The organism is Campylobacter concisus (assembly GCF_902460715.1).
GTDB classification, from domain to species: Bacteria; Campylobacterota; Campylobacteria; order Campylobacterales; family Campylobacteraceae; genus Campylobacter_A; species Campylobacter_A concisus_AK.
The window spans coordinates 1,106,391-1,130,485 of record NZ_CABPUX010000001.1 but is presented as its reverse complement, the minus strand read 5'-3'; the positions used below and the strand labels follow the sequence as shown (position 1 = coordinate 1,130,485).

Genomic DNA, 24,095 nt, shown 5'->3' with positions numbered 1-24,095 from the left:
ATATTGATTAATGGCTTGTAAATTTTGAAATTTTGTAAATTTAAGTGGGTAAATTTATAAGAGGATTAAGCCCCAGAGGTGGGGCTTAATATATTAGTTTTCTTTGATCTTTATCTTTTTATCTTTATAAAAACCAGTACCAACTGGGATCATACGTCCAAGGATGACGTTCTCTTTTAGATCTTCAAGATAGTCAAATTTAGCAGCGATTGACGCTTCTGTTAAGACCTTAGTTGTCTCTTGGAATGACGCAGCAGAGATCACACTATCACTTCCGATAGCCGCTCTTGTAACACCGAGAAGGATCGGCTCAGCGATAGCTGGCTCGCCACCCATTTTCATGATACGCTCGTTCTCTTCTTTAAATTTGTTTCTTGAAACCATGTCGCCAACGATGAAATTTGTATTTCCACTATCGACGATTTTGACTTGGCGAAGCATTTGAGAGACGATGATCTCGATATGCTTATCAGCGATCGCAACACCTTGGCGGCGATAAACTTGCTGAATTTCACTGATCAAATAGTAGTGAAGCGCCTTTTCGCCAAGAATTCTTAAGATATCGTGGCTTGAGATAAGTCCGTCTGTTAGCTTCTCGCCAGCATGGACAAATTCGCCGTCTCTTACTTGGATCTGGCGGCTCTTTTCTATCAAATACTCAGCTGTCGTGCCATCTTCTGCTTGGATGATGATGCGCTCTTTTGAGCGAAGTGGCTTGTCAAATCTAACAACACCGTCGATCTCTGCAACGATAGCTGTATTTTTAGGACGTCTTGCTTCAAATAGCTCACTAACTCTTGGAAGACCACCGGTGATATCTTTTGACTTAGCAACAGCTTTTGGAGTCTTAGCCAAAATGTCGGCCTGAGCTACTTCATCGCCACTTGAAACAAAGATCGCAGTTTTTGGATCAAGTGGATACTTGATCAAATGTCCGCTCTTTGTAGTGATAATGATCGCTGGTTTTACGCCACTTGGCAAATACTCATTGATGACAAGACGTCTTTGACCAGTTGCCTCATCAGCTTGCTCAGTCGCACTATATCCTGGCTCGACATCTTCAAAGCTAACCACACCAGCCTCTTCTGCGATAGTTGGAGTTGAGTATGGATCCCACTCAGCGATTATTAGCTTGTCATCTTTTTCAGGTAGTGAGACTACTATCGCTCTTTCTACCGCATCATTGTCTGATACTTGGATGATAGAATTTCTTGGGATGTAGTGGCGAACTGCCTCACGTCCATCCTTGTCAGAAACGACAACAAAGAAGCCTTTTTCAGTTACTTTGTGACCTTTTTTGATATCTTTTAGTCTATCAAGGAAGTCACCTTTTAGTATGAAAAATTTAACCACACCATTTGCATCTGCTGTGATCTTTCTAGTTACCGGATCGCCATCTGAAATTTTAAGCTCACTAGCATAAGGGATACGATTTGGAATGTTCCAACCCTCTTTGATGATCTCAACAATACTCTCATTCTCTTTTACCTTATCGCCATTTACGTAAGGGATATACATCTTGCCTTCGATCTTGCCGCTAACGCCAGCTAGTTCGTTTGGCTTAGCAAGGTCGTTTCTTCTGATGGTATATTTTATCTCTTCTTTTTTGCCTTTGATAACGATATTTACATCTTCGTGAGCATATTCGATCTCGATTTTACCATCGATTGTTGATTTTATCTTTGGCTCAACAAGTAGCACAGCTGCACTTCTTCTGTTTGCAACGATTTTCTTGCCGTTGTTCTCGTATGTACTAAGGTTGTAATACCTAATAAAGCCCTCTTTTTGAGCAATGACTTGACGATCTTGCTGCTCAGTAGAAGCCGTACCACCGATGTGAAATGTTCTTAGAGTTAGCTGAGTACCTGGCTCACCGATTGATTGAGCTGAGATGATACCAACAGCCTCGCCCGGTTTTACAAGTTTGCCCTCTCCCAAATTTAAGCCGTAGCATTTTGCGCAAACGCCCTTTGGTGCCTTGCACGTGATAGGCGTTCTAATGCTTACTGATTTTATGCCAGCTTCTGTTATTGCCTTAGCTTTCTCCTCATCAAGTAAAGTACCTTCGCTAAATAAAATTTCATTTGTTATAGGATCGATCACATCATCTGCTAAAACACGGCCTAATACTCTCTCTTCAAGGCTTTCGATTAGCTCGCCGCTCTCTGTGATATCTGTGATCTCAACGCCCTCGTGCGTACCGCAGTCATGCATTGTGACTTTAACGTTTTGAGCAACGTCGATTAGTTTTCTTGTTAGGTAACCAGCGTTGGCAGTTTTTAGCGCGGTATCTGCAAGACCCTTTCTAGCTCCGTGGGTTGAGTTAAAGTACTCCATTATGTTTAGACCCTCACGGAAGTTTGAAATGATCGGTGTTTCGATGATCGAGCCATCTGGTTTTGCCATAAGACCACGCATACCAGCTAGCTGACGAATTTGCGCTGCACTACCTCTCGCACCAGAGTCAGCCATCATATAAATTGAGTTAAATCCACCCTTATCACTTTGAATAAGCTTCATCATCTCACTTGCAACGCTGTTATTTGTATCTGTCCAGATATCGATGATCTTATTGTATCTCTCACTATCTGTTAAAAGACCAGCGCCATATTGCTTTTGAATTTCACGAACTTTTTTCTTGGCTTCGTCGATATACTTTTGCTTGCTATCTGGCACGATGATGTCTGCGATAGAGATAGAAATTCCCGCTTTTGTAGCATATCTAAAGCCTAAATTTTTAAGCTTATCAAGGAAGTCAGCCGTTACTTCAAGGCCTCCATTTCTATAAACATAATCAACCAAATTTGCAATGTCTTTTTTCTTCATGATCTTATTCCACATATTATCAGGGACAAAATCAGGTAGTATCGCTCTTAAGATCAAGCGACCAGCCGTTGTGAAGATGATCTTATTATCAACCATTGTCTTAATTTTTGCGTGAAGGCCAAGTGTATTAGCCTCTTCAGCGATCATTACTTCATCAACGCTTGAGAAAATTTTGTTTGCACCTTTTTCGTCATTTCTCTCTAAGCTTAGATAATAAATTCCCAAAACCATATCTTGTGAAGGAACTGTGATAGCCTTACCACTTGCAGGAAGCAAGATGTTCATTGAGCTAAGCATCAAAATTTTGCACTCAGCGATAGCCTCTTGAGATAGTGGCACGTGAACAGCCATTTGGTCGCCGTCAAAGTCAGCGTTGAACGCCGCACAAACTAACGGGTGAAGCTGGATCGCCTTGCCCTCAACAAGCACTGGGTGAAACGCCTGGATAGAAAGCTTGTGAAGTGTCGGAGCACGGTTTAGCATAACTGGATAGTCTTTAACGACCTCTTCTAGGCACTCCCAAACCTCATTTGTCTTATCTTCTATCATCTTTTTAGCTTGCTTAACAGTTGTCGCATAGCCTTTTTCTTCAAGGCGAGCAAGCAAATGTGGCTTAAATAGCTCTAACGCCATCTTCTTTGGAAGACCGCACTGATCCATCTTTAGCTTTGGACCAACGACGATAACAGAACGTCCAGAGAAATCAACACGCTTACCTAGCAAATTCTGACGGAAGCGGCCTTGCTTACCTTTGATTATCTCACTTAGTGATTTTAGTGGGCGTTTATTTGCACCTTTTACCGCATTTGCTCTACGGCCATTGTCAAATAGCGCATCAACAGCCTCTTGAAGCATTCTCTTTTCGTTTCTTATAATGATCTCAGGTGCGTCAAGCTCAAGTAGGCGTTTTAGACGGCTATTTCTATTTATTACACGGCGATATAGATCATTTACGTCCGAAACAGCAAATTTACCACCATCAAGATTAACAAGTGGTCTAAGATCAGGCGGAAGAACTGGTAAATTTGTTATCATCATCCACTCTGGGCGGTTGCCTGAATTTAAAAAGCTCTCGATAACCTTTAGACGTTTTACGATAGTCTTTTTCTTAGCCTCAGAATTTGTAGCCTCCATCTCTTCTTGTAGCTGATTTAAAATTTGAGTTAGATCAAGCTCAGCTAGCATATCATAGATGACCTCACCACCCATTCTAGCACTAAAACCAGTTTCTTCATATCTTGAAGCTAGGCTTTGATATTGCTCCTCGTTTAAAACGTCATATTTTTCAACTTTTTTAGAATTTTCATTGTCATAATAAGCCTCACCAGCGTTATCAACAATGTATGCCTCATAGTAAAGTACGCGCTCAAGATCTTTCATCTTAATACCAAGAAGCGCACCTATACGACTTGGCAAGAAATTTACATACCAGATATGAGCCACTGGAGTTACAAGCTCGATGTGACCCATGCGAGAACGACGAACTTTAGATGTTGTTACTTCAACGCCGCACTTTTCGCACTTGATACCTTTGTAGCGCATCTTTTTATATTTACCGCAAAGGCACTCATAGTCGCGGATCGGTCCAAAAATTTTGGCACAAAACAAGCCATCACGCTCAGGTTTTAGCGTGCGGTAGTTGATAGTTTCTGGTTTTTTAACCTCGCCATAGCTCCAAGATTTTATCTTCTCAGGACTTGCTAAACGAAGTTGAAAAGCTTCAAAATCACGAGGTCTATGCTCTTCTTTTATCTCAACTGGTTTTAAATTAGTTAGTTTCATTTGTCTCATCCTCATCATATACTTCCACATCAAGAGCTAGTGATTTTAGCTCGTTTGTTAGAACAAAGAACGTCTCAGGGATACCAGTCTCAGGAACGTTTTCACCTCTTGTTAAAGCTTTGTAAGCAGAAAGTCTTCCCTCAACATCATCTGATTTTACAGTTAGCATCTCTCTTAGTGTATGAGCAGCACCATAAGCCTCAAGTGCCCAAACCTCCATCTCACCAAACCTTTGACCGCCAAATAGCGCCTTACCACCGACAGGTTGTTGTGTAACAAGACTGTATGGTCCAGTACTTCTTGCGTGAACTTTTTCATCAACCAAGTGGTGAAGTTTTAGCATATACATACAACCAACATTAACGCGTTCTCTTATCTTTGAGCCTGTGCGTCCGTCATATAGCTCAGTTTTACCGTCGCTATCTATCTTTGCCATCTCAAATAGTTTTGCGAATTCGTCAGCTTTAACGCCTTCAAAAATCGGAGTTGCAAATCTTACGCCATTGCTCCAATCTTTTGCATACTCAAGAAGCTTCTCATCACTCATCTTACCAAGAGCTTTTTTAGCGTCCATTAGCTTAGCAACGCTTGCGATCTCTATCATCTTAGCTCTTAGCTCTTTTATCCACTCGCCTTTTTTGGTCTCAAAAATTTCATTGATCTGCTCACCTAAGCGGTAACCAACAAGACCAAGGTGGCTCTCTAAAATTTGACCGATGTTCATACGGCTTGGAACGCCTAGTGGGTTTAGCACGATATCAACGATCTGACCGCTTGGAAGATACGGCATATCTACTTCTCTAACTATATTTGAAACGATACCTTTGTTTCCGTGACGTCCAGCCATCTTATCGCCAACTTTTAGTTTGCGTTTTGTAGCTATATAAACTTTTACAAGTTTTACAACGCCGCTTGGTAAAATGTCATCTTTTTCTAAAATTTCTATCTTAGCGTCGTGCTCTTCTTTAAGCTTTTTCTTCTCATTTTGGAAGTAATTTTTTAGCTCATCATATTTCTTTTGGATATCTTTTGAAAAGCTCTTTACGATAGCATTTAGGGTAAATCTATTGATATTCTCAAAGTCGGCTTTGTTGATCTTTGAGCCTTTTTTATACTCTTTTTTATTTACCTCTTGATCGCTAGCTAGTGGGTTTTTAGAAAGAAGTGCTGTAACTTTTAGCATCTCTTCGCGGTCTAGCATAAGCAGTCTATCGTGGTGCTCTTTTTCTAAAAGTGTCTTCTCTTCTTCGTAAGCCTTGTTTGTTCTGCTATCTTTTTCATAGCCTTTTTTAGTGAAAATTTTAACATCAACAACCACGCCTTCCATTGAAGCTGAAGCATAGAGCGATTTATTTACAACATGGCCTGCTTTTTCACCAAAGATAGCACGAAGTAATCTTTCTTCTGGGGTTGGTTTAACTTCGCCTTTTGGAGATACTTTACCAACAAGGATCATGCCAGGCTTGATCTCTGTACCGATTTTAACGATACCACTTTCATCAAGGTGCATAAGCTCCTCTTCTTTGACGTTTGGTATATCCTTTGTTATCTCTTCAACGCCGTCTTTTAGCTCACGAGCCTCGATCTCTTTTTCGTAGATATGAACGCTCGTAAAGGCATCTTCACGTATCATTTTTTCACTAATAACGATCGCATCCTCGTAGTTGTAACCATTCCAAGGCATAAATGCGATTAGTGCGTTTTTACCGATAGCTAGCTCGCCTTTTTCCATACTTGGACCATCAGCTATGATTTGATTAGCAACAATCTCATCACCTTTTTTAACAATCGGGTGTTGTGAAAATGTCGTATTTTGGTTTGTTCTTAAATTTTTCTCTAAAGAGTAGTGATCGATATATGGACCAGCTTCATCTTCACCAAGGATAAAGATATTTTTATTATCAACCTTTTCAACCACGCCTCCACGTTTTGCTTTTACACTCTCCCAAGCATCTCTTGCGATAACACTCTCCATACCTGTTCCAACGATAGGAGCAGTTGATCGAAGTAGTGGCACTGCTTGACGCTGCATGTTTGATCCCATAAGCGCACGGTTGGCGTCATCGTGCTCTAGGAATGGGATAAGCGAAGCTGCAACACCGGCTATCATACCAGAGCAAAGGTCGATCAGGGTAACATCTTCTCTACGAGCAAGCATCATCTCGCCCTCTTTTCTAACCTCGATCAAATCCTCAACGATATGTCCGTTTTCATCAAGCTTGGTTGACGCTGGAGCGATAACATTGCCCTCTTCTTGTGTCGCTGTTAGATAGACTATCTCATCTGTCACCTTGCCATCAACGACCTTTTTATAAGGTGCCTCAACAAAGCCAAGCTCATTTACTTTTGCATAAGTTGAAAGGGTGTTAATAAGACCGATATTTTGACCTTCCGGGGTCTCAACTGGACAAATTCTGCCGTAGTGAGTTGGGTGAACGTCACGCACCTCAAATCCAGCACGCTCTTTTACCAAGCCACCCTCGCCAAGCGCAGATAGACGGCGCTTATGAGTAACCTCACTAAGTGGGTTTGTCTGATCCATAAACTGGCTTAACTGACCGCCTGTGAAAAATTCCATGATTGTTGCTGTAATCATTTTTGGATTAATAAGATCATAAGGCATGATCTCGTCAGTATTGTTGCTCAGGCTTGTAAATTTATCACGGATAGCCTTTTGCATCTTAACAAAACCAAGGTGAAGCTCACTGGCAAGTAGCTCACCGATGGATCTTATACGGCGGTTACCAAGGTGGTCACGGTCATCAATATGACCTTGTCCGTTTTTAACTTTTATAAGATATTTTGCAGTTTTGATGATATCTTCGCTAGTTAGCACAGTAACATACTCTGGCACGTCAAGCGAGAGCTTATGGTTCATCTTCATACGACCAACTTTTGTTAGGTCATATCTTTCAGGGTTAAACAATATATCATTTACAAAGCTTTTTGCAGCCTCTTTAACTACCGGCTCACCAGGTCTCATGACCTTGTAAATTCTAATCGCAGCAAGGTCATTTTCATCATCTACGCCCTCAGTTTGTTTTAAAACCTTAAGCATGTCGTTGTCGGCGATAAATGAATTTATTATAGCGTCATCAACTCCGGCTGCAGAGTTATTTATAATGTCGATACTTTCATGCTCAGCTAAAATTTTTGCAAGTTTGTTCTCATCAAGAGCAGATAGTGTGTCATATAAAATTTCGCCACTTTCTGTGTTTATCACAGGGTTTGCCAAGTATCTACCTATAAGTGCTTCGATCGGATACTCGACAAATTTAACGCCATCTTCGATTAATTTATCAGCTTTTTTCTTTGTTAGACGCTTGCCAGCTTGGTGAAGAACCTCTCCATCTTCATTTTTTATATCATATTCAACTCTTCCTAGATAATCCTCTGGATTGAAAAGAGTTAAAAATTTATTATTTTTAATAACCAAATTTTGTATCGGATAAAATAGCTTAATAATGTCTTGTTTTTTATATCCTAATGCCCTAAACAAGATAGTTACAGGCACTTTTCTGCGCTTATTTATCCTAACATATAAAATATCTTTTGTATCATATTCAAAGTGCAACCAAGAGCCACGATCTGGGATTATTTGAGCTGTATAAATAAGTTTATTTGCAACAGTCGCACTCTCCTCTTGCTTAAAGATAACGCCAGGGCTTCTATGAAGTTGGTTTACAACAACACGCTCAACGCCATTTATAATAAATGAAATTCTATCTGTCATCAATGGAATTTCACGTATAAAAATTTCTTGCTCTTTTATATCTTTAACGCCGACTTTATCACCAGTCTTATCATCTTTTTCGTGAACGATAAGGCGTATTTTCATCTTTAAATTTACAGAGTATGTAAGACCTCTTTCTATACACTCTCTGATTGTATATTTTGGTTTTCCAATCTCTGAGCTAACATATTCTAAAGTCAAACGATTTTGCGGATCATGTATAGGGAAAATCGACTTAAAAACTTTTTCGATACCGCTTTCTGTCTGATTGTTATTTAGATTTAAAAAATTATCAAAGCTCTTTTTTTGTAGTTGTAGTAGGTTCGGAACGTCTATCTCTTTAACGACATTAGAGAAGTCAACCCTAAGACGATTTCCTGAGTATAAGCTATTTAACATTGCATCTACCTCGTGGTAATTTTGAAAGAAAAGTATAGCCTTTTACAAGGCATCTAAAATTTAAAAAAGAGAGAGCCTCTGCCCTCTCTTGAAATATTAAGCCTAAATAATAAAAAATTATTTAAGTTCAACCTTAGCACCAGCCTCTTCAAGCTCTTTTTTAGCTGCTTCAGCTTCGTCTTTGCTAACGCCTTCTTTAAGAACAGATGGAGTTCCTTCAACTGCGTCTTTAGCCTCTTTAAGTCCAAGACCAGTAAGTGCTCTAACAACCTTAATAACGTTGATTTTCTTATCACCAGAATCAACAAGAACAATGTTAAATTCTGTTTTTTCCTCAGCAGCAGCTGCACCACCAGCAGCAACTGCACCACCAGCTACCATTACAGGAGCTGCGCTAACACCAAATTTCTCTTCAAACTCTTTTACAAGTTCGCTAAGTTCAAGTACAGAAAGATTAGATATAAACTCTAATACGTCTTCTTTTGTAATTGCCATTTTTTATCCTTATTATTTTTTAAATTTAATTAAGCTGATTGTTCTTTTTTCTCTTTAAGCGCATTCAAACCAATTGTGAAATTTTGAATTGGCGCATTCCAAACTTGCAAAAGCATCGCAATAAGCTCATCACGGCTAGGCATTTTAGATAGAGCTTTAACTTTATCAACGCTTGCAACTTCGCCATCAATATAAGCTGTTTTAATTTTGAAAAGATCAGAATTTGACTCTTCAAATTTTGCGGCTACTTTAGTTACTGCTAATTGATCTTCACTCCAAAGATAGATATTTGTATCTTTGAGTTCCATTCCGACTTTATCAGAATTTTTAAGAGCAATATTTGCAAGAGTATTTTTAATAACTTGAACTTTTACATTTTGTTCTTTTGCAGAATTTCTTAAAACTTCAAGTTTTTTAACTGAAAGACCACGATAGTCACAAACTACAATAGCTTCAGCAGTTTTAAATTCACTCTCTAATTTTGCAACAACTTCAGTTTTTTCGTTACGTGTCACTTTTTCTCCTTTCCGACCGGTAATTTCAAGCAGAGCGGGTCGAATCAATTAAGCCCAATGGCCTCGGCTATCTCCAATCTAAGATATAAATTTCTCTAAATTCTTATTTTAAGTCCATAACTTCTTGAGTATCAAGAGTTACAGAAGGGCTCATTGTTAAAGACAATGAAGCATTTTTTACATATCTACCTTTTGCAGTCGCAGGTTTATGTTTATTAATAGCTTTAATAAATGTTGAAATATTTTCATTTAATTGCTCTTTAGTAAAATTGACCTTGCCAAGACCTGCATGTATATTTCCTTGCTTATCAACACGGAAATTTACTTGACCACTTTTTGCATTATTAACAGCTTGTGCAACATCCATTGTAACTGTTCCAGTTTTTGGATTTGGCATTAAACCTTTAGGTCCTAAAATTCTACCAACTTTACCTACAAGACCCATTAAATTTGGAGTAGCTATAAGAACATCAAAGTTCATTATACCCTTTTGGATATCCTCAACTAGATCATCAGCACCAACTATGTCAGCACCAGCAGCTTTTGCCTCATCAGCTTTAGCATCTTTTGCTATAACTGCAACTCTTACAATTTTGCCTGTACCAGCTGGTAAAACAACAGAACCACGAACCATTTGATCAGCATGTCTTGGATCAACGTTTAATTTTAACGCAATCTCAACTGTCTCATTAAATTTAGCAGAAGCTAGAGTTTTAACTGTATCGATAGCCTCGCTAAGGTTATAAATTTTATCTTGCTCTACTTTTTTGAGCAATTCTTGAAATCTCTTACTAGTTTTTCCCATAAATTTCTCCGCATATAAATTGCTTCCGTCTTTTGAAAATCAACCTGACGGTAAAGGTTTTAGTCTACTACTTCGACACCCATTGAACGAGCTGAACCAGCAATAATCTTAGCTGCTTGCTCTTTATCATTTGTATTTAAATCAACAAGTTTTTTCTCAACAATTTCTAAAACTTGAGCTTTTGTTAATTTACCTACTTTATTTTTTAAAGGATTATCTGTTCCTTTTGTTATACCCGCAGCCTTTTTAATAAGGTCTGTAGCAGGTGGCTGCTTTGTGATAAATGTAAAACTTTTATCAGCATAAACTGTTATAACGACCGGGATATTAAATCCAACCATATCTTTTGTTTTTTCATTAAAGGCTTTACAAAATTCCATAATATTAACGCCCTTTTGTCCTAATGCTGGACCAACTGGCGGGCTAGGATTTGCTTTTGTTGCGGCAATTTGTAATTTTATTTCACCTATAACTTTTTTAGCCATTTCTTGCTCCTTAAATTATCTTCTCAACTTGTGAATACAAAATATCAACAGGGGTACTTCTACCAAAAATAGAAACATTGAGTCTAAGCTTGCCATGTATCATATCGTATTCTTCAACGATACCTGTAAAGTTAGCAAAAGGACCTTCTGTTATGCGAACGCTTTCACCATCCTCAAAAAATATTTTAGGTTTTGGTGCCGCTCTTTTTTGAACTTTCTCCAAGATAGTATTTATGTCTTTTTCAGTCAATGGTGTAGGCTTTTTGGCCTCACCGATAAAACGTCCAACCTTTGGCAAAGACTGAATCTTATGCCAAAGAGCTGTATCAAGATCTAAACATGCAAAAGCATATCCAGGATAAAGAGTTCTTTCATTAATTTTTTGCTTACCGTTTTTTATCTCTATTACGTCTTCTGTAGGAACGATAACTTCTTTTAGTTGATCTTCGATACCGTGATCTCTAACTAAATTTTCAATTCCCCTTTTTACTGCCATTTCGCTACCAGCGTAAGTTTGTATAGCATACCATTTGTGTGACATTATTTTTTCCCCATTCTATATAACTTTAGAAAGAACAAAGGACATAATAACATCAACAAGAGCTAAAAAAAGTGAAACAACAGCGACCACGATAAAAACTGCAATAAAAGCATTTCTAATTTGTTCTTTAGTAGGAAAGATAACTTTCATTATTTCCAATTTAGATAGCTTTATATAATTTATAAATTTTTCCATAATCTTAACCTTAATTGTGGCAGGGCAAGAGGGATTCGAACCCCCAACCATTGGATTTGGAATCCAGCGCTCTACCGTTGGAGCTATTGCCCTAATAGCTACTTATTCTTAATTAGCTTTTTAACTTAACTTCTTTATGAACAGTATGTTTTTTTAATCTTGGGCAATATTTTTTGAGCTCAACCTTATCTGTAGTGGTTTTGCTGTTTTTCGTAGTAGTATAATTGATATCACCACACTCAGAGCATTTTAAACCGATTTTAATTCTCATATATATTCCTTATAGAAAGCCAAAGGGTTTCCCCTTTGGCATAATTTTATAAATTAACCAAGTATTTTTGAAACAACACCTGAACCAACAGTTCTACCACCTTCACGGATAGCAAAACGAGTACCTTCTTCAAGTGCAACTGGAGCGATAAGCTCAACAGAAATTCTTACGTTATCACCTGGCATAACCATCTCTGTACCTTCTGGCAATGTAATAGAACCAGTAACGTCAGTTGTTCTTACATAGAATTGTGGTCTATAGTTGTTAAAGAAAGGAGTATGGCGACCGCCCTCTTCTTTAGTTAGAATATAAACCTCACCCTCAAATTTTGTATGAGGAGTAATTGACTTAGGTTTGCAAAGAACCATACCACGTTCAACGTCTTCTTTTTTAGTACCACGAAGAAGAACACCAACGTTATCGCCAGCTTCACCTTGGTCCATCTCTTTTCTAAACATCTCAACACCAGTAACTGTTGTTGTTTGTGTAGGTTTGATACCAACGATTTCTATTGTGTCGCCAACTTTTACAACACCTTTCTCAATTCTACCTGTTACAACTGTACCACGACCTGAAATTGAGAAAACGTCTTCGATTGGCATAAGAAGATCTTTATCTGTAGCACGAACTGGAGTTGGGATATAGCTATCAACCGCATCCATTAGTTCCATAATTTTTGCTGACCATTCGCCATCTTGTCCAGCTTTTGCCTCTTCAAGAGCTTTAAGTGCTGAACCAGAAACTATTGGAGTATCATCACCTGGGAAGTTATACTCGTTAAGCAGTTCGCGAATTTCCATTTCAACTAGTTCAAGCAACTCAGCGTCATCAACCATATCTGCTTTGTTCATGAAAACAACAATATAAGGAACACCAACTTGGCGAGATAGCAAGATGTGCTCTCTTGTTTGTGGCATTGGGCCGTCTGCTGCAGAAACAACTAGAATAGCACCGTCCATTTGAGCAGCACCAGTAATCATGTTTTTTACATAGTCGGCGTGGCCTGGGCAGTCAACGTGAGCATAGTGACGTTTTTCTGTCTCATACTCAATGTGTGAAGTAGCAATTGTAATACCACGCTCTTTCTCTTCTGGAGCATTATCAATATTATCATAATCTTTTAGCTCAGCAAGACCTTTGCGTGAGAGAACAGCAGATATTGCAGCTGTTAAAGTAGTTTTACCATGGTCAACGTGACCGATAGTGCCTATGTTTACGTGTGGCTTGTTGCGTGAAAATTTTTCTTTAGCCATCTTTTCCTCCGTTATGATATGTGTCTTTATCTAATTCAAATTCGTATAGTAATATAAAATCATATAAACCAGTGGAGCTCATAGCGGGACTTGAACCCGCGACCTCTTCCTTACCAAGGAAGTGCTCTACCTCTGAGCCATATGAGCGAAAAACGCTTGGCTGAGATGATTTTAATCAACATACAAACAACTAAAAATTCATGAAAATAAAGATGGAATAACTGTGTTTAGTAAAATCTAGATACAGCTCCCAGTTTACTTTCCCAAATTTTGGAGCGGGAAACGGGGCTCGAACCCGCGACCCTCAGCTTGGAAGGCTGATGCTCTAGCCAACTGAGCTACTCCCGCATAACAATGGTGGTGAGACGTGGATTCGAACCACGGAAGACATAGTCAGCAGATTTACAGTCTGCCCTCGTTGGCCGCTTGAGTATCTCACCTTAAACATTAATAAGTTATTTTGGTATTTTCTGGTCAAACACTGTTACAAAATGGAGCTGGTGAACGGACTTGAACCGCCGACCCACTGCTTACAAGGCAGTAGCTCTACCAACTGAGCTACACCAGCACCTGTTTTGTGAAGTGGCAATTATAGCCCAAAATAAAATAAAAGTCAAGGAGATTTTGAAAAATATTTTATCTAATTTTTTACAATCAAAAATCTATAGAATTTAAAAAAAAATTTCAAAAATAGCCCACTAATCTGAGCCACTTTTACCAAAAACAAAGATAAATTTTACTTATACAAAATTTCATATTTTCATAGTTTTATTTTTTTTAAAAGCTAAAATTTCTATAATTACGAAAAATTACAAAGGATTTAATATGCAATTTTTACCTTGGGCGGTAATATTACTGCTAATTTATGTGATCTACTTCTTAATGATCCGCTATGAAAAAAAGATAGCGACGCTAAGCAAAATGATCGAGCAAAACAGTGATGGTATCAAAGAAAATAGAGACCTTATAGGTCAAAACAGATCACTAATCGAGAAAAATAAACACAACATTGAGAAAAATACTAAAGATATTACAACAAATGTTGAAAAAATAGACATTGACTTGGAAGATTAATTCTTCCAAAATTTCTCTTCTTTTTCCTTTTTTATCAAATTTTCATAAGTTTGCATTCTTATATTCACTGGCTCTAAATTTATGCCATCTTTTTTTATCTTAAAATATTTCCCGTCCATCAAGCAATACTCTGGAACCAAGTCGTAGCGCTTCGAAAGCGGCAAAACTCTAAAGCTTAGATTATCCAGTATCAAAGGCTCTTTGTGTAAATTTTCCCAAACAGCTAGCACCATATGATATTTTTTTGTATTTTTTTCCTGAACTACTAGAAGGCATTTTTGATTATCCACGCCAAGATCTTTTAGGCTATCGCGCTTTGATATCGCGTACTCTTCGCAGTCTCCGCCACCTCGCCTTAAAAACTCACCCCTAGTGCTCCATACATCGACATTTGTATTGTAAAAATCATCATATCTTGGCATCAAAGAATTTAAGTATGAATTTATGAGCTCTAGCTTTCTGATAAAGCTTTCATGTTCTATTTTTTTCATAAAATTTGCATAGTGATTTAGGATATTTTTGCAAATTTGATTTTTACATTGAGATATATTTTTTGGAGAAATTTCAAAATTATTTGCAAAAAGAAAAGAAGCAAAAAAGAAAAGAAGCAAAATTTTACGCATACAGCTGCTTCATCAAAAGCACAAGACCTATTCTATCTTTCACATTTAGCTTGCTGTAAATCGACGTAGTGTGCGCCTTTACCGTCCTTAAAGTAATGCCTGTTTGCTCTGAAATTTCGTTATTTGTTAGACCTTGGTAGATTAAGTTTGCGATCTCTTTTTCACGTGAGCTAAGCTCACTTAGATCAGACTTTTTCTCTAAAGTTTCACTTTCATTATTTATATATGAGCCAGTTAGCTCTCCGATCATGGCTTGGATAAATTCTGGATAAAGCCAAACTTTGCCATTTAAAATAGTCTCAAAGGCATCTTCAAAGTGTGTTTTTCTCATGTGTGAGTTTGCATATCCTTTGACACCAAGAGCCAGCAGATGTTTGCCTTCACTAAATTTTGGTTCGTTTGCAAGGATTAGACATTTTATATTTGGAAAACTTTCATGAATGGTTTTAATATTTTCATCAAGGCTATCTTTAAAAGCATTTGTGTCGATACCAACGATATCAACCTCGTCGTTTAAATTTGCAAAAAAATCCTTTTTATTGTGAGTAAATTTCACATCGTCATCTGAAAAGTACCCTCGCCAAAGATTATTAAGCGAACCATTTTGAGTAAAAAAAACCACATTCATAACCATATTTCCTTATATCACATATGGGTTTGCTCGTAAATTTTTGACTCATTTACGAAAACGATCAAGTAGCGCTCCTTGCCACTATTTGCCTCAAATTTATAACTAAAAGTGGATAAAAATTTCTCAACCACTTCTTTTTTCTCTTTTAAAAAGATACTCATCTCAAAACAACCATTTGATATAGCGTATCTATATGGCACACTAAGAGATAGTAAATTTAGATCAAAGTCCAAGCTATCGCTGCTTTCATCGTAGCCACTAATTGATATTTTGATGCTCTTTATAAGCTCATCTTTGATCTCTACACCAGATAAATTTATGCAATTTTCACTTTTTAAATTTATCATCTCATCAAAGCTTTTTTCACAGTCTTTAAAGAGAAATTTAACGACTCCTCTTCCGATTAGATCGCATATTTTGCCATCATTTACAATGACAAATTCATCAGCCAGCTTTGCTCTTGAAATTTGATATTCGCTAAAATTTCGCTCAAAGCTAGCTGACTTTTGCATTATCGCTCCGTTAAAGCGTTTTGTTTTGCTTTTAAGATAGGTTTTAACAGATAGTCAAGTATCGTCTTTTTACCAGTGATGATATCAGCTGAAACTATCATGCCAACCTTGATCCTAAGTGGCTTTTTTTCTGTTCCAAGATAGTTTTTCTCAGTTTCTATCCTAACTAGATAGTAGCTCTCGCCTGTTTTTTCATTTGTCTCGGTATCGGCACTGATCTGCGTTACTTTGCCTTTTAAGCCGCCATAAATACTAAAATCATACGCCGTAAATTTAACCATCGTATCAAGTCCAGGTCTTAAAAATGCAACGTCAGCTGGCTTAACCTTTACCTCAGCGATGAGCTTATCTTCTATTGGGACGATCTCAGCGATGTTTTCACCAGGTTTGATAACGCCTGAGACAGTATGCACCATCATCTTACTAACGATACCATTTACCGGAGATCTCACATAAGTTCTTTCGACCCTATCGCTTAGGCTGATTTGCGACTCGTTTATCCTTGCGATCTCAGCAGAAACTTCATTTAGCTCTTTTTTTGCATTGTTTTTAAATGCCAGCTTTGCCTCTTCTATCTTATTTTTTGCCTCTTTTATGGTTGATTCGACCCTTGGCACGGCAAGCACAGATGCGTCAAGCTCGCCCTTTAGGTCATTTACACGTCTTTGAAGCTGGATATACTCGACCTCACTAACAAGACCTTTTTTAAAGATAGGCTCCATGATAGCTTTTTCTTTTAAGACAAGGTTGTAGCTATTTTGAGTTTGAGAAATTTTATTTCTAAGCTCATTTAGCTCACTTTGGCGTTGATGGATCTGCTCTGTTAGAATTCCTATTTGCTCATTTAGGTGATCGATGTTTGAGTTATGCAAGCTTATCTCGTATCTTATAGCCTTGCTATTGTTCGCATCTCTTGTTTCGTTATAGTCAAATTCTTTATCATTTGCCTCAGCATCAAGCCTCATAAATTTAGCCTGAAGCTCATCAAGTCTTAGCTTTGACTCGCCGTAGCTACTTGTAAAGTTTTTATTATCAAGTCTGATTAAAATTTGATCTTTTTTAACCTCGTCGCCCTCTTTTACAAAAATTTGATCCACGATACCACCCTCAAGGTTTTGTATCGCTTGGTTTTTGCCTGATGGGATGATCTTGCCGCTACCTCTTGTTATCTCATCTATCTGCGCCCATGAAGCCCAGATAAGAAGCCAAAATACAGTTATACTAACTGCATAAAGTATCTTTTTTGAGGTTGATGGAGCTTTTGCCAAAACTGCTTCTGAGAGGCTTGACATAAATTTCAAGTCATAAGCATCGTAGTTTTTTGCTTGGATGTTTGACTTGATGCCATCTACGCTATTTAAAATTTGATCTCCAGCGCTCTCTTGATCTTTTATGTCGCTTTTTTGAACTGACTTTTCGTCTGGCTTTAAATTTTCATTTTGTTGATTTTTTATATCTTCTTGCATAATCACTTCCCACTAAGTCTAGCTAAAACTTCGTCTCTTGGACCATCTAGTAAAATTTTGCCGTTATCCATCACTATGAGCCTATCAACAAGATCGAGCATCGATGTTCTGTGAGTTACTAAGATCATAGTTTTATTTACGGTATTTACCTTTAAATTTGCTTTTAGCTTGCTCTCAACTGTATTGTCTAGCGAATTTGTAGGCTCATCAAGCAAGATGATAGGACTATCAAGCAAAAATGCCCTAGCCACAGCTATACTTTGACGCTGACCGCCGCTAATGCCATCACCTCTTTCAAATACTGGCATATCAAATCCAAGTGGGTGAGCATTGACATATTCATCTACGCCACTTACCTTAGCCGCCTTAATGATCTGCATATCATCGACATAAGGAGCTTTTTGAACGATATTTTCCCTAACCGTTCCTTTAAATAGCACAACATCTTGTGGCACGTAGCCGATATTTCTTCTAAGGTCAGCTGGGTCTATCTGGTTGATATCTATACCATCAATTAGTACCGAGCCTTCGGTCGGTGCGTAAAGGCCTAGGATTATCTTTTGCAGTGTTGTCTTACCAGAGCCATTTCTACCTATGATGCCTACTTTTTCGCCCGGCTGAATGACAAAATTTATCCTATCAAGTGAGCCTTTTGTAGTATCTGGATATGTAAAGCTAACGTTTTTAAACTCTATCTTGCCCTCAAAAGAATTTCTTCTAACAAATTTCTTGCCCTCAGGTCTTTCAACTGGCATCTGCATGATCTTGCTAAGGCTTTGATAAGCTGTCTTTGTCTGCTCAAAATTTGCAGCTAGTGAGGCTACTTGACCCATAGGAGCGATCGCACGAGAGCTAAGCATAACAGCAGCGATCAAACCACCCATTGTAAGGTGCGTATCTTGTATCATATAAACGCCAAGAACGATGATAGCGATAGTGTTTAACTGCACCAAAAATGAAGTCACGGTTGTGATCGAAGTAGTGATGATCTTTGACTTGATACTTCTGTTTGCTATCTCGCCAGTCGCCTCTTCCCAGTTCCACTGCACGTGACCGCTAGCACCAAGAGTTTTAATGGTCTCCAAGCTGCTAAGGCTCTCTATCAAAATTCCATTTTTCATAGCTGAAGCCTCAAACGTGCTTTTGATCGCATTTTGAAGTGGGTCTTTTATAAAAAATGTGTAGCACAAAATAGCTATCATGATAACGATAGGCACAAGCACAAGGTAGCTTCCTATAAAGTAGGTAACTATCAAGAAGATTAACGCAAATGGTAGATCCACAATGGCAGCAAGTGACGCAGATGAGAAGAAATTTCTAACTGTGTCAAATTCTTTCAAGTTGCTAGCAAATGAACCAACTGACTTTGGCTTATTGCTAAATTTCATATCCATTACGCGCTCAAACAAGATAGAGCTCATAATGATATCGCTCTTCTTACCTGCGATCTCAAGAAAATATGAACGGACAAATTTTAAAAATAGATCGATGCCATAAACGACGCTCACGCCAAGCGCTAGAACCCAAAGTGTCTCAACTGCATTATTTGGCACAACGCGGTCATAGACGTTCATCGTAAAGAGCGGGCTTGCAAGGACAAATAAGTTTATGATAAAGCTTGCTATCACGACGTCAAAGTAAATTTTCTTAGAGCGCTTTAAAGTGCCCCAAAACCAGTGGTCATTACCAGCGTCAATAAGCTTTGTCGAGCTTGTATCTTCTGGGACAAATTCACGTTTTAGGTAGTAAGCGTAGCCTAGATACTCATCTTTTAGCTTGCTTGTTTCTATCGTGCTAGTGCCAGTTGAAAGATCAGGCGTGATGATGTTTGCCATCTTTTTGTCTTCGCTGAAAGATTGCAAGATACACGCTTTTTTGCCTCTAAGCATCAAGATACAAGGCAAAACTAAAGGCGAAATTTGATCAAGGTCTTTTCTGACAAGCGTCGATGCAAAGCCAGCACGTGAAGCTGCACGAGAAAATAAAGACTTCGAGCTCTTTAGTGAAAAAAGCTCGATCTCTTCGCCATCTTTTACAGGCAGACCGATAGTCAAAGCATCGGCACTATATGGGTTGTTATGAAGTTTGGTAAAGATCACCAAACATTGAAGCAGTTCGTCTTTTATCTTATCGCTATGCATCTATCATCCAATATTTTTGATTTCATCTATGTAAATTCCTTGCATATTTTTAATGCCAAGCTCAATTAGCTTACTCTTTTGCTCTTCGCTCTCAACACCGATCGCAATCAAAATGATATCTTTTGAGCTTAAAACAACATCTAGTGATTGTTTTGTGTTTGCTCCTGATTTATCACTTAAAAAGTCGATTAAGACGCTTGACTGGATCTTTACGTAGTCTGGATTAAATTCTTTTAGCTTCTCAATGCCTTTTGCATTAAGATCAAAGTGGTCAAATCCAAAACCAAAGCCGAGTTCTTTTAATTTTTTAGTAAGTCTAACTATACTTTCGATACTAATATCGTCTTTGTTTGGAATTTCTATATAGTTTTTATATTTTGAAATTTGAGCGATTTTCTTAAGTGTGGCTTCAAGTTTTGAGAAATTTTCATCCGAGCTTAATATCTCTTTACCCAAATTTATCGCCAAGCTTCCTTGAGGCAAGATATTTTCAGGCAAAATTCTAGCGATTCTATTTAGGATATGAAGATCGAGCATCGCACCTAAATTTAGCTCATTTACCATTGGCATAAAGTATGATGCCATACGCCATTTGCCCTCGCTATCAACGAGCCTTAGATAAAGTTCGTACTGCTCAAAGCTTGAGTCAAAACCAACTACTTTTTGAGCTGCAAATTTAAATTTATCCTCTTTTATAGAGTCAAAGATAAGCTCTTTATATTTCTCTTTGCCGATGACTAGGGTGTTTTGATTTGCATTAAATTCTTTGCAAGTAAAGCAGCCAGCCAGTCTTGTACTAGCCAAAGTAACGTCAGCTGATGTAAGTAGCGTCCTCATATCAGTGCTTGGCGTATACTCGACAATAGCAGCATTGACTGGGCATTCGCTATCATTTATAGAGAAATTTGCATAGAGTTTTTTAAACTCAGCCATGATCTTATCGTCTAAAGCTGAGAAATTTGACGAGTTTTTACCGTAAGAAAGCAAGATAAAATCGTTGTCATTTAACCTTGCGACAATCGCATTTTGGTCATTTTCGGTTGATTTTTCTTGTAAAATTTGAGCTATTTTTATGATGACACTTTGCCATTTTTCAAAGCCAAGAACGCCTTTTAACCCAGCTAGATCTTTAAAGCTAACAAGCGAAGCAACACCGCTTGAATACTCTTCACTTGCTAGATACTCACTAAATTTAGTTTGAAAAAATCTTCTATTGTAAGTGCCGCTCATAGAGTCTTTATATAAAAGTTCTTGATACTTACTAAGTGTAGCCGCCTCTCTTTCAAATATGTCTTGAACCTTGCTAACCATCGAGTTCATGGCGAGCACCATCTTTTTAAGGTCGGTTGTGAATGGAATTCTCTTTTGGATGATAAATTTATTATCAAGTATCGCTTCAGCTTGATCTTGCACCTTAACAAGCGGTCTAAATATCGCCTTAAGAGCAAAAAACGCCACGACAAGAGCGATGATGATCATTAAAGCTAGAAAGTTAAAAATATTTTTTGAGTTTGAGTAAAGCTCATTGTAAGCAAGTGCTGTGCTGCCTTGAACATAGAGTGTGCCAAATTTAGCCCAGCCAGTCATGATCTCGCTAGTTGCAACAGGAGCTTCAAATTTAGCAATCTTATAAAACCACTCAGGGATATCTTTAACGATAGTTTGTTGAGAATTTTCTATGAGCACCTTACCATCGACGTCTTCAAGTTTAATGAGCTTGTATCTGCCGCTATCAAACATAGAATTTATCATCGTTTGAGCCAAAGACATATCCTCAGGATCAACTATAGGCTTAAGGGCAAGTCCAAGTGAATTTGCTGTGTGCCTTGCGTTTTCACCGAGCTGGTCGTTGATGTATCCATTTAGGCTCTTAAAATTTAAGTAGCCAACAGCCATAAAAATCACGATGCCAAAAGCTATCACAGCGATCATAATCTGTTTAAATAGCGTCATAAATCCTCTTTTCCTATCCTATCTATTAGTTCCATCCACTTAGGATTTTGTTTTTGATTTCCACCTGGTATTGCCTGACCAAGACCTTCTTGTTTTGCCAAGTATAGCGAATCACCGTTGAAACTATAAACTGGCACAAGGTCTGTTCTTTGAGTTGCGATTTTTATTTTACCATTTATGTTGTCTAAAATTAATGGAATAGACTTTGGTGTATCATAATATGCCAAAACCATATGTGCTTGGTTGTATCTTAAGGCTTTAACGTATGTGAAGTATAATTTTTGAGTTGGAATTCCAAGTTGCTTTAGTGTGAAATATTTTGCGATAACGTAGTCTTCGCAGTCACCAGCGCCTTTTCCTACAAATTCCATTCTGGTAGCCCAGTAATCTTTTTTATGCCAAAGTTGCATATCATCAACCCACCTAAAAGAGTTAAAAAAATCATTTACTTTTATTAATTTCTCTTGTTCGGTTGCATCTTGCAATGAAGTCATTAAAGAATTTAATGCCGATGCCCTTCTTCTTGCATCTTCTCCATAAATTTTAGCCACCTTTGCTATCGTTGTTTGTTTTATAAAATCCCCGACAGCATTTAATGCTAATAACGAAAAAAGGACGCTTAAAATAAGCGTCCAGAATTTTGCTTTGACCCTCATGGTCATCACTTTTTAAATTTTTATCTTAAGTCGTTTTGAATACTGCAAGCGCCTTGAATATATCTCTTAGCAAAGCCTGGCTCAAAACTATCTGAAACCATACCCATGTTATCTAGCAATCTATATTTTGCATAAGATAGTGCAGTCTCAGTTGTAGCTATCTCTTTTAAAGCTGTGTTGTACTCGTTTTCTGCATCAAGTAGGTTGATAAGGTCGCGGCGACCGATTCTAAACTCATCTTGGTATGCATCAAGAGTAGCTTTTGCATACTCAACGTGTTGATTAAGATATCCCATTTTCTCTTGGTTAAGAACATAGTTTTGCCATGAGAATTCTAAAGATTCTTTAAGCTCTCTTACAAGGTTATCCATAGTTTGTTGCTCTTGTTGAACAGCAAGTTGGCTCTTCTCTTTATCTAACTTATCGTTACCTTTGTTGTAAAGGTTATAGTTTAGTCTTAAAAGAGCGTCAAATGTTTGCTCTTCATAATCATCATATAAAACATTTGAGTGATCATAGGCACCTGACACAACAAGATCTAGTTTTGGTAAGAATGGTGCATTTTTCTCTTTTACAACAGATTCTGCCATAGCGATGTTTGATCTTTGAACTAGAAGTGTTGGGTTGCAAAGAACAGCTTTATCATAAACAGCCTCTTTAGTGCTTGGTAATGGCAGGTTAAATTCAGGCATTACTAGGTTTTTAGCAGCAACTTTTCTTCCATATAGTTTTTCAAATGTAGAAAGTGCGTCTTCATAGTTATTTTTAGCAGCTATATAGTTTGATTGAGCCAAAGTATAGCGTGATCCAGCTTGTCTCTCTTCAGAAGCTACGCCGTAACCTGATCTTGCTCTATCTTTGATTTGGCTATAAATTTCTTCATGGCTTTTTACGTTTTCTTCTTCAATGTCAAGAATTCTCTTTGTTTGAAGAACTTGTAGATAAGCATTTGCAGCGCTTAGTGTTAGTCTATCTGCAGCTTGAGCTACTGTGTAAGCAGCTGAGTCAAGTCTTGCGCTTTGAGAGTTGATTCTGTTTTTATCAGCGCCACCATTATAAAGGTTTTCAACTAAAGTTAAAGATGCGCCAGATACTCTGCCGTCGCCTCTTCTTGTTGAGATACCATCATCAAGACGTTTTCTCTCATATCCTACTCTAGCAGCTGCATCAAGTGTTGGATAGTAAGCATTTTTAGCTATTTTTAGATCTTTGCCTACTTGTAAGTAGTTAAATTCTGTAGCTTTTAAGCTTGGGTTTTCATTTAAAATAGTTTTTACAACTTGATCCAAAGTTAATACACTATCATCAGCTTGTGCTGTAGCTGCTGCTTTAGGCTCTGCTGATATAGTTTGCTCTATATTAGATTTTTTAGCTGACTGAGCATTTGTTACAGGTGACTTAGCTCTCATTAAAGCATCTTTATAACCTGACTCATTTTGAACTTTAGCTAACAACTCATTAGCTTCATTTTCAGAAACTGGAGTTGTATCAACATATAAAAACTTTCTTCCACCAACTTCATAAACGCCAGTAGTTAGTCTGCTATCTGATATTTTGCTGTTTACTTTGCTAACAGCACTATCGATTCTAGCAGCGCTATCATCTTGAGCGAATGAAGCTAGAAAAATCCTATAAGGGACATCTTGAGCAGACAGCAACGTTGCTGCGGCCAAAGCACTAATTGCTAACATCTTTTTCATAACTAGATCCTTTTACCTTTTTATTGTCAAGCTTTGGCT

Annotated in this window: 19 protein-coding genes and 5 tRNA genes; 1 reads left to right on the top strand and 23 read right to left on the bottom strand. The window is 37.9% G+C overall.

Annotated elements, in window-relative coordinates:
* Positions 1 to 93: 93 nt before the first annotated feature.
* From rpoC to F3G91_RS05530, 15 genes are all read right to left on the bottom strand, one after another.
* Complete coding sequence (gene rpoC / locus F3G91_RS05600; protein ID WP_149700944.1) at positions 94 to 4,608, bottom strand: DNA-directed RNA polymerase subunit beta'; 4,515 nt, start codon at positions 4,606 to 4,608, stop codon at positions 94 to 96.
* The gene (gene rpoB / locus F3G91_RS05595; protein WP_149700943.1) at positions 4,595 to 8,740 is read right to left on the bottom strand and encodes a DNA-directed RNA polymerase subunit beta; all 4,146 of its coding nucleotides are present in this window, start codon (positions 8,738 to 8,740) and stop codon (positions 4,595 to 4,597) included. The genes rpoC and rpoB overlap by 14 nt, the downstream gene beginning before the upstream one ends.
* 117 nt (positions 8,741 to 8,857) lie before the next feature.
* Complete coding sequence (gene rplL / locus F3G91_RS05590; RefSeq protein ID WP_012001504.1) at positions 8,858 to 9,235, bottom strand: 50S ribosomal protein L7/L12; 378 nt, start codon at positions 9,233 to 9,235, stop codon at positions 8,858 to 8,860.
* Between the two features lie 29 nt (positions 9,236 to 9,264).
* A complete protein-coding gene (gene rplJ, locus F3G91_RS05585) occupies positions 9,265 to 9,750 on the bottom strand; it encodes a 50S ribosomal protein L10 (RefSeq protein ID WP_009294520.1) in 486 nt (161 codons plus the stop codon).
* Positions 9,751 to 9,853: 103 nt separating this feature from the next.
* Positions 9,854 to 10,555 carry a 50S ribosomal protein L1 gene (rplA, locus tag F3G91_RS05580; protein ID WP_149700942.1) on the bottom strand — a complete coding sequence of 234 codons (702 nt, stop codon included), beginning with the start codon at positions 10,553 to 10,555 and terminating at the stop codon, positions 9,854 to 9,856.
* A gap of 59 nt (positions 10,556 to 10,614) precedes the next feature.
* The gene (gene rplK / locus F3G91_RS05575) at positions 10,615 to 11,040 is read right to left on the bottom strand and encodes a 50S ribosomal protein L11 (protein WP_002941145.1); all 426 of its coding nucleotides are present in this window, start codon (positions 11,038 to 11,040) and stop codon (positions 10,615 to 10,617) included.
* Between the two features lie 10 nt (positions 11,041 to 11,050).
* Positions 11,051 to 11,584 carry a transcription termination/antitermination protein NusG gene (nusG, locus tag F3G91_RS05570; RefSeq protein ID WP_180385147.1) on the bottom strand — a complete coding sequence of 178 codons (534 nt, stop codon included), beginning with the start codon at positions 11,582 to 11,584 and terminating at the stop codon, positions 11,051 to 11,053.
* 12 nt (positions 11,585 to 11,596) lie between these two features.
* Positions 11,597 to 11,776 carry a preprotein translocase subunit SecE gene (secE, locus tag F3G91_RS05565; RefSeq protein WP_002941070.1) on the bottom strand — a complete coding sequence of 60 codons (180 nt, stop codon included), beginning with the start codon at positions 11,774 to 11,776 and terminating at the stop codon, positions 11,597 to 11,599.
* A gap of 17 nt (positions 11,777 to 11,793) precedes the next feature.
* Positions 11,794 to 11,869: transfer RNA gene (locus F3G91_RS05560), tRNA-Trp, on the bottom strand.
* A 19-nt stretch (positions 11,870 to 11,888) separates the two neighbouring features.
* Positions 11,889 to 12,047, bottom strand: a complete 159-nt coding sequence (rpmG, locus tag F3G91_RS05555) for a 50S ribosomal protein L33 (protein ID WP_002941157.1) — start codon at positions 12,045 to 12,047, stop codon at positions 11,889 to 11,891.
* Between the two features lie 53 nt (positions 12,048 to 12,100).
* The gene (gene tuf / locus F3G91_RS05550; protein ID WP_002941132.1) at positions 12,101 to 13,300 is read right to left on the bottom strand and encodes an elongation factor Tu; all 1,200 of its coding nucleotides are present in this window, start codon (positions 13,298 to 13,300) and stop codon (positions 12,101 to 12,103) included.
* 72 nt (positions 13,301 to 13,372) lie between these two features.
* Positions 13,373 to 13,447, bottom strand: a tRNA-Thr gene (locus F3G91_RS05545).
* A gap of 124 nt (positions 13,448 to 13,571) precedes the next feature.
* Positions 13,572 to 13,648 (bottom strand) — tRNA-Gly (locus F3G91_RS05540).
* 7 nt (positions 13,649 to 13,655) lie between these two features.
* A tRNA-Tyr gene (locus F3G91_RS05535) sits at positions 13,656 to 13,740 on the bottom strand.
* Positions 13,741 to 13,792: 52 nt separating this feature from the next.
* Positions 13,793 to 13,868: transfer RNA gene (locus F3G91_RS05530), tRNA-Thr, on the bottom strand.
* Between the two features lie 257 nt (positions 13,869 to 14,125).
* Here F3G91_RS05530 and F3G91_RS05525 point away from each other — a divergent pair.
* The gene (locus tag F3G91_RS05525; protein WP_002941090.1) at positions 14,126 to 14,374 is read left to right on the top strand and encodes a hypothetical protein; all 249 of its coding nucleotides are present in this window, start codon (positions 14,126 to 14,128) and stop codon (positions 14,372 to 14,374) included.
* On the opposite strand, the gene F3G91_RS05520 is transcribed toward F3G91_RS05525, so the two are convergent.
* The 8 genes from F3G91_RS05520 to F3G91_RS05485 form a co-directional block, all read right to left on the bottom strand.
* Positions 14,371 to 14,865 carry a transglutaminase-like cysteine peptidase gene (locus tag F3G91_RS05520; RefSeq protein ID WP_223227820.1) on the bottom strand — a complete coding sequence of 165 codons (495 nt, stop codon included), beginning with the start codon at positions 14,863 to 14,865 and terminating at the stop codon, positions 14,371 to 14,373. The two genes, F3G91_RS05525 and F3G91_RS05520, sit on opposite strands and share 4 nt — an antisense overlap.
* A gap of 124 nt (positions 14,866 to 14,989) precedes the next feature.
* Positions 14,990 to 15,625, bottom strand: coding sequence for a response regulator transcription factor (locus tag F3G91_RS05515; RefSeq protein WP_149700940.1), 636 nt, complete (start codon positions 15,623 to 15,625; stop codon positions 14,990 to 14,992).
* Between the two features lie 17 nt (positions 15,626 to 15,642).
* Positions 15,643 to 16,140: a DUF5416 family protein gene (locus tag F3G91_RS05510; RefSeq protein WP_149700939.1), complete on the bottom strand. Its 498-nt coding sequence runs from the start codon at positions 16,138 to 16,140 to the stop codon at positions 15,643 to 15,645.
* Positions 16,140 to 17,606, bottom strand: a complete 1,467-nt coding sequence (locus tag F3G91_RS05505; RefSeq protein WP_149700938.1) for an HlyD family type I secretion periplasmic adaptor subunit — start codon at positions 17,604 to 17,606, stop codon at positions 16,140 to 16,142. Before F3G91_RS05505 ends, F3G91_RS05510 begins: the two co-directional genes overlap by 1 nt.
* Positions 17,607 to 17,608: 2 nt before the next feature.
* Positions 17,609 to 19,747 carry a type I secretion system permease/ATPase gene (locus tag F3G91_RS05500; RefSeq protein WP_002941147.1) on the bottom strand — a complete coding sequence of 713 codons (2,139 nt, stop codon included), beginning with the start codon at positions 19,745 to 19,747 and terminating at the stop codon, positions 17,609 to 17,611.
* Between the two features lie 3 nt (positions 19,748 to 19,750).
* A complete protein-coding gene (locus tag F3G91_RS05495) occupies positions 19,751 to 21,700 on the bottom strand; it encodes a bifunctional diguanylate cyclase/phosphodiesterase (RefSeq protein ID WP_149700937.1) in 1,950 nt (649 codons plus the stop codon).
* Complete coding sequence (locus F3G91_RS05490) at positions 21,697 to 22,356, bottom strand: transglutaminase-like cysteine peptidase (RefSeq protein WP_149700936.1); 660 nt, start codon at positions 22,354 to 22,356, stop codon at positions 21,697 to 21,699. The genes F3G91_RS05495 and F3G91_RS05490 overlap by 4 nt, the downstream gene beginning before the upstream one ends.
* Positions 22,357 to 22,376: 20 nt before the next feature.
* Positions 22,377 to 24,056, bottom strand: coding sequence for a TolC family outer membrane protein (locus F3G91_RS05485; RefSeq protein ID WP_103574048.1), 1,680 nt, complete (start codon positions 24,054 to 24,056; stop codon positions 22,377 to 22,379).
* Positions 24,057 to 24,095: the final 39 nt, after the last annotated feature.

Coding starts and splice junctions, on each gene's coding strand:
- rpoC (WP_149700944.1), bottom strand. CDS start 4,608: ATGAAACTAACTAATTTAAAACCAGTTGAGATAAAAGAAGAGCATAGA.
- rpoB (WP_149700943.1), bottom strand. CDS start 8,740: ATGTTAAATAGCTTATACTCAGGAAATCGTCTTAGGGTTGACTTCTCT.
- rplL (WP_012001504.1), bottom strand. CDS start 9,235: ATGGCAATTACAAAAGAAGACGTATTAGAGTTTATATCTAATCTTTCT.
- rplA (WP_149700942.1), bottom strand. CDS start 10,555: ATGGGAAAAACTAGTAAGAGATTTCAAGAATTGCTCAAAAAAGTAGAG.
- rplK (WP_002941145.1), bottom strand. CDS start 11,040: ATGGCTAAAAAAGTTATAGGTGAAATAAAATTACAAATTGCCGCAACA.
- secE (WP_002941070.1), bottom strand. CDS start 11,776: ATGGAAAAATTTATAAATTATATAAAGCTATCTAAATTGGAAATAATG.
- rpmG (WP_002941157.1), bottom strand. CDS start 12,047: ATGAGAATTAAAATCGGTTTAAAATGCTCTGAGTGTGGTGATATCAAT.
- tuf (WP_002941132.1), bottom strand. CDS start 13,300: ATGGCTAAAGAAAAATTTTCACGCAACAAGCCACACGTAAACATAGGC.
- F3G91_RS05525 (WP_002941090.1), top strand. CDS start 14,126: ATGCAATTTTTACCTTGGGCGGTAATATTACTGCTAATTTATGTGATC.
- F3G91_RS05520 (WP_223227820.1), bottom strand. CDS start 14,865: ATGAAAAAAATAGAACATGAAAGCTTTATCAGAAAGCTAGAGCTCATA.
- F3G91_RS05515 (WP_149700940.1), bottom strand. CDS start 15,625: ATGAATGTGGTTTTTTTTACTCAAAATGGTTCGCTTAATAATCTTTGG.
- F3G91_RS05510 (WP_149700939.1), bottom strand. CDS start 16,140: ATGCAAAAGTCAGCTAGCTTTGAGCGAAATTTTAGCGAATATCAAATT.
- F3G91_RS05505 (WP_149700938.1), bottom strand. CDS start 17,606: ATGCAAGAAGATATAAAAAATCAACAAAATGAAAATTTAAAGCCAGAC.
- F3G91_RS05500 (WP_002941147.1), bottom strand. CDS start 19,747: ATGCATAGCGATAAGATAAAAGACGAACTGCTTCAATGTTTGGTGATC.
- F3G91_RS05495 (WP_149700937.1), bottom strand. CDS start 21,700: ATGACGCTATTTAAACAGATTATGATCGCTGTGATAGCTTTTGGCATC.
- F3G91_RS05490 (WP_149700936.1), bottom strand. CDS start 22,356: ATGAGGGTCAAAGCAAAATTCTGGACGCTTATTTTAAGCGTCCTTTTT.
- F3G91_RS05485 (WP_103574048.1), bottom strand. CDS start 24,056: ATGAAAAAGATGTTAGCAATTAGTGCTTTGGCCGCAGCAACGTTGCTG.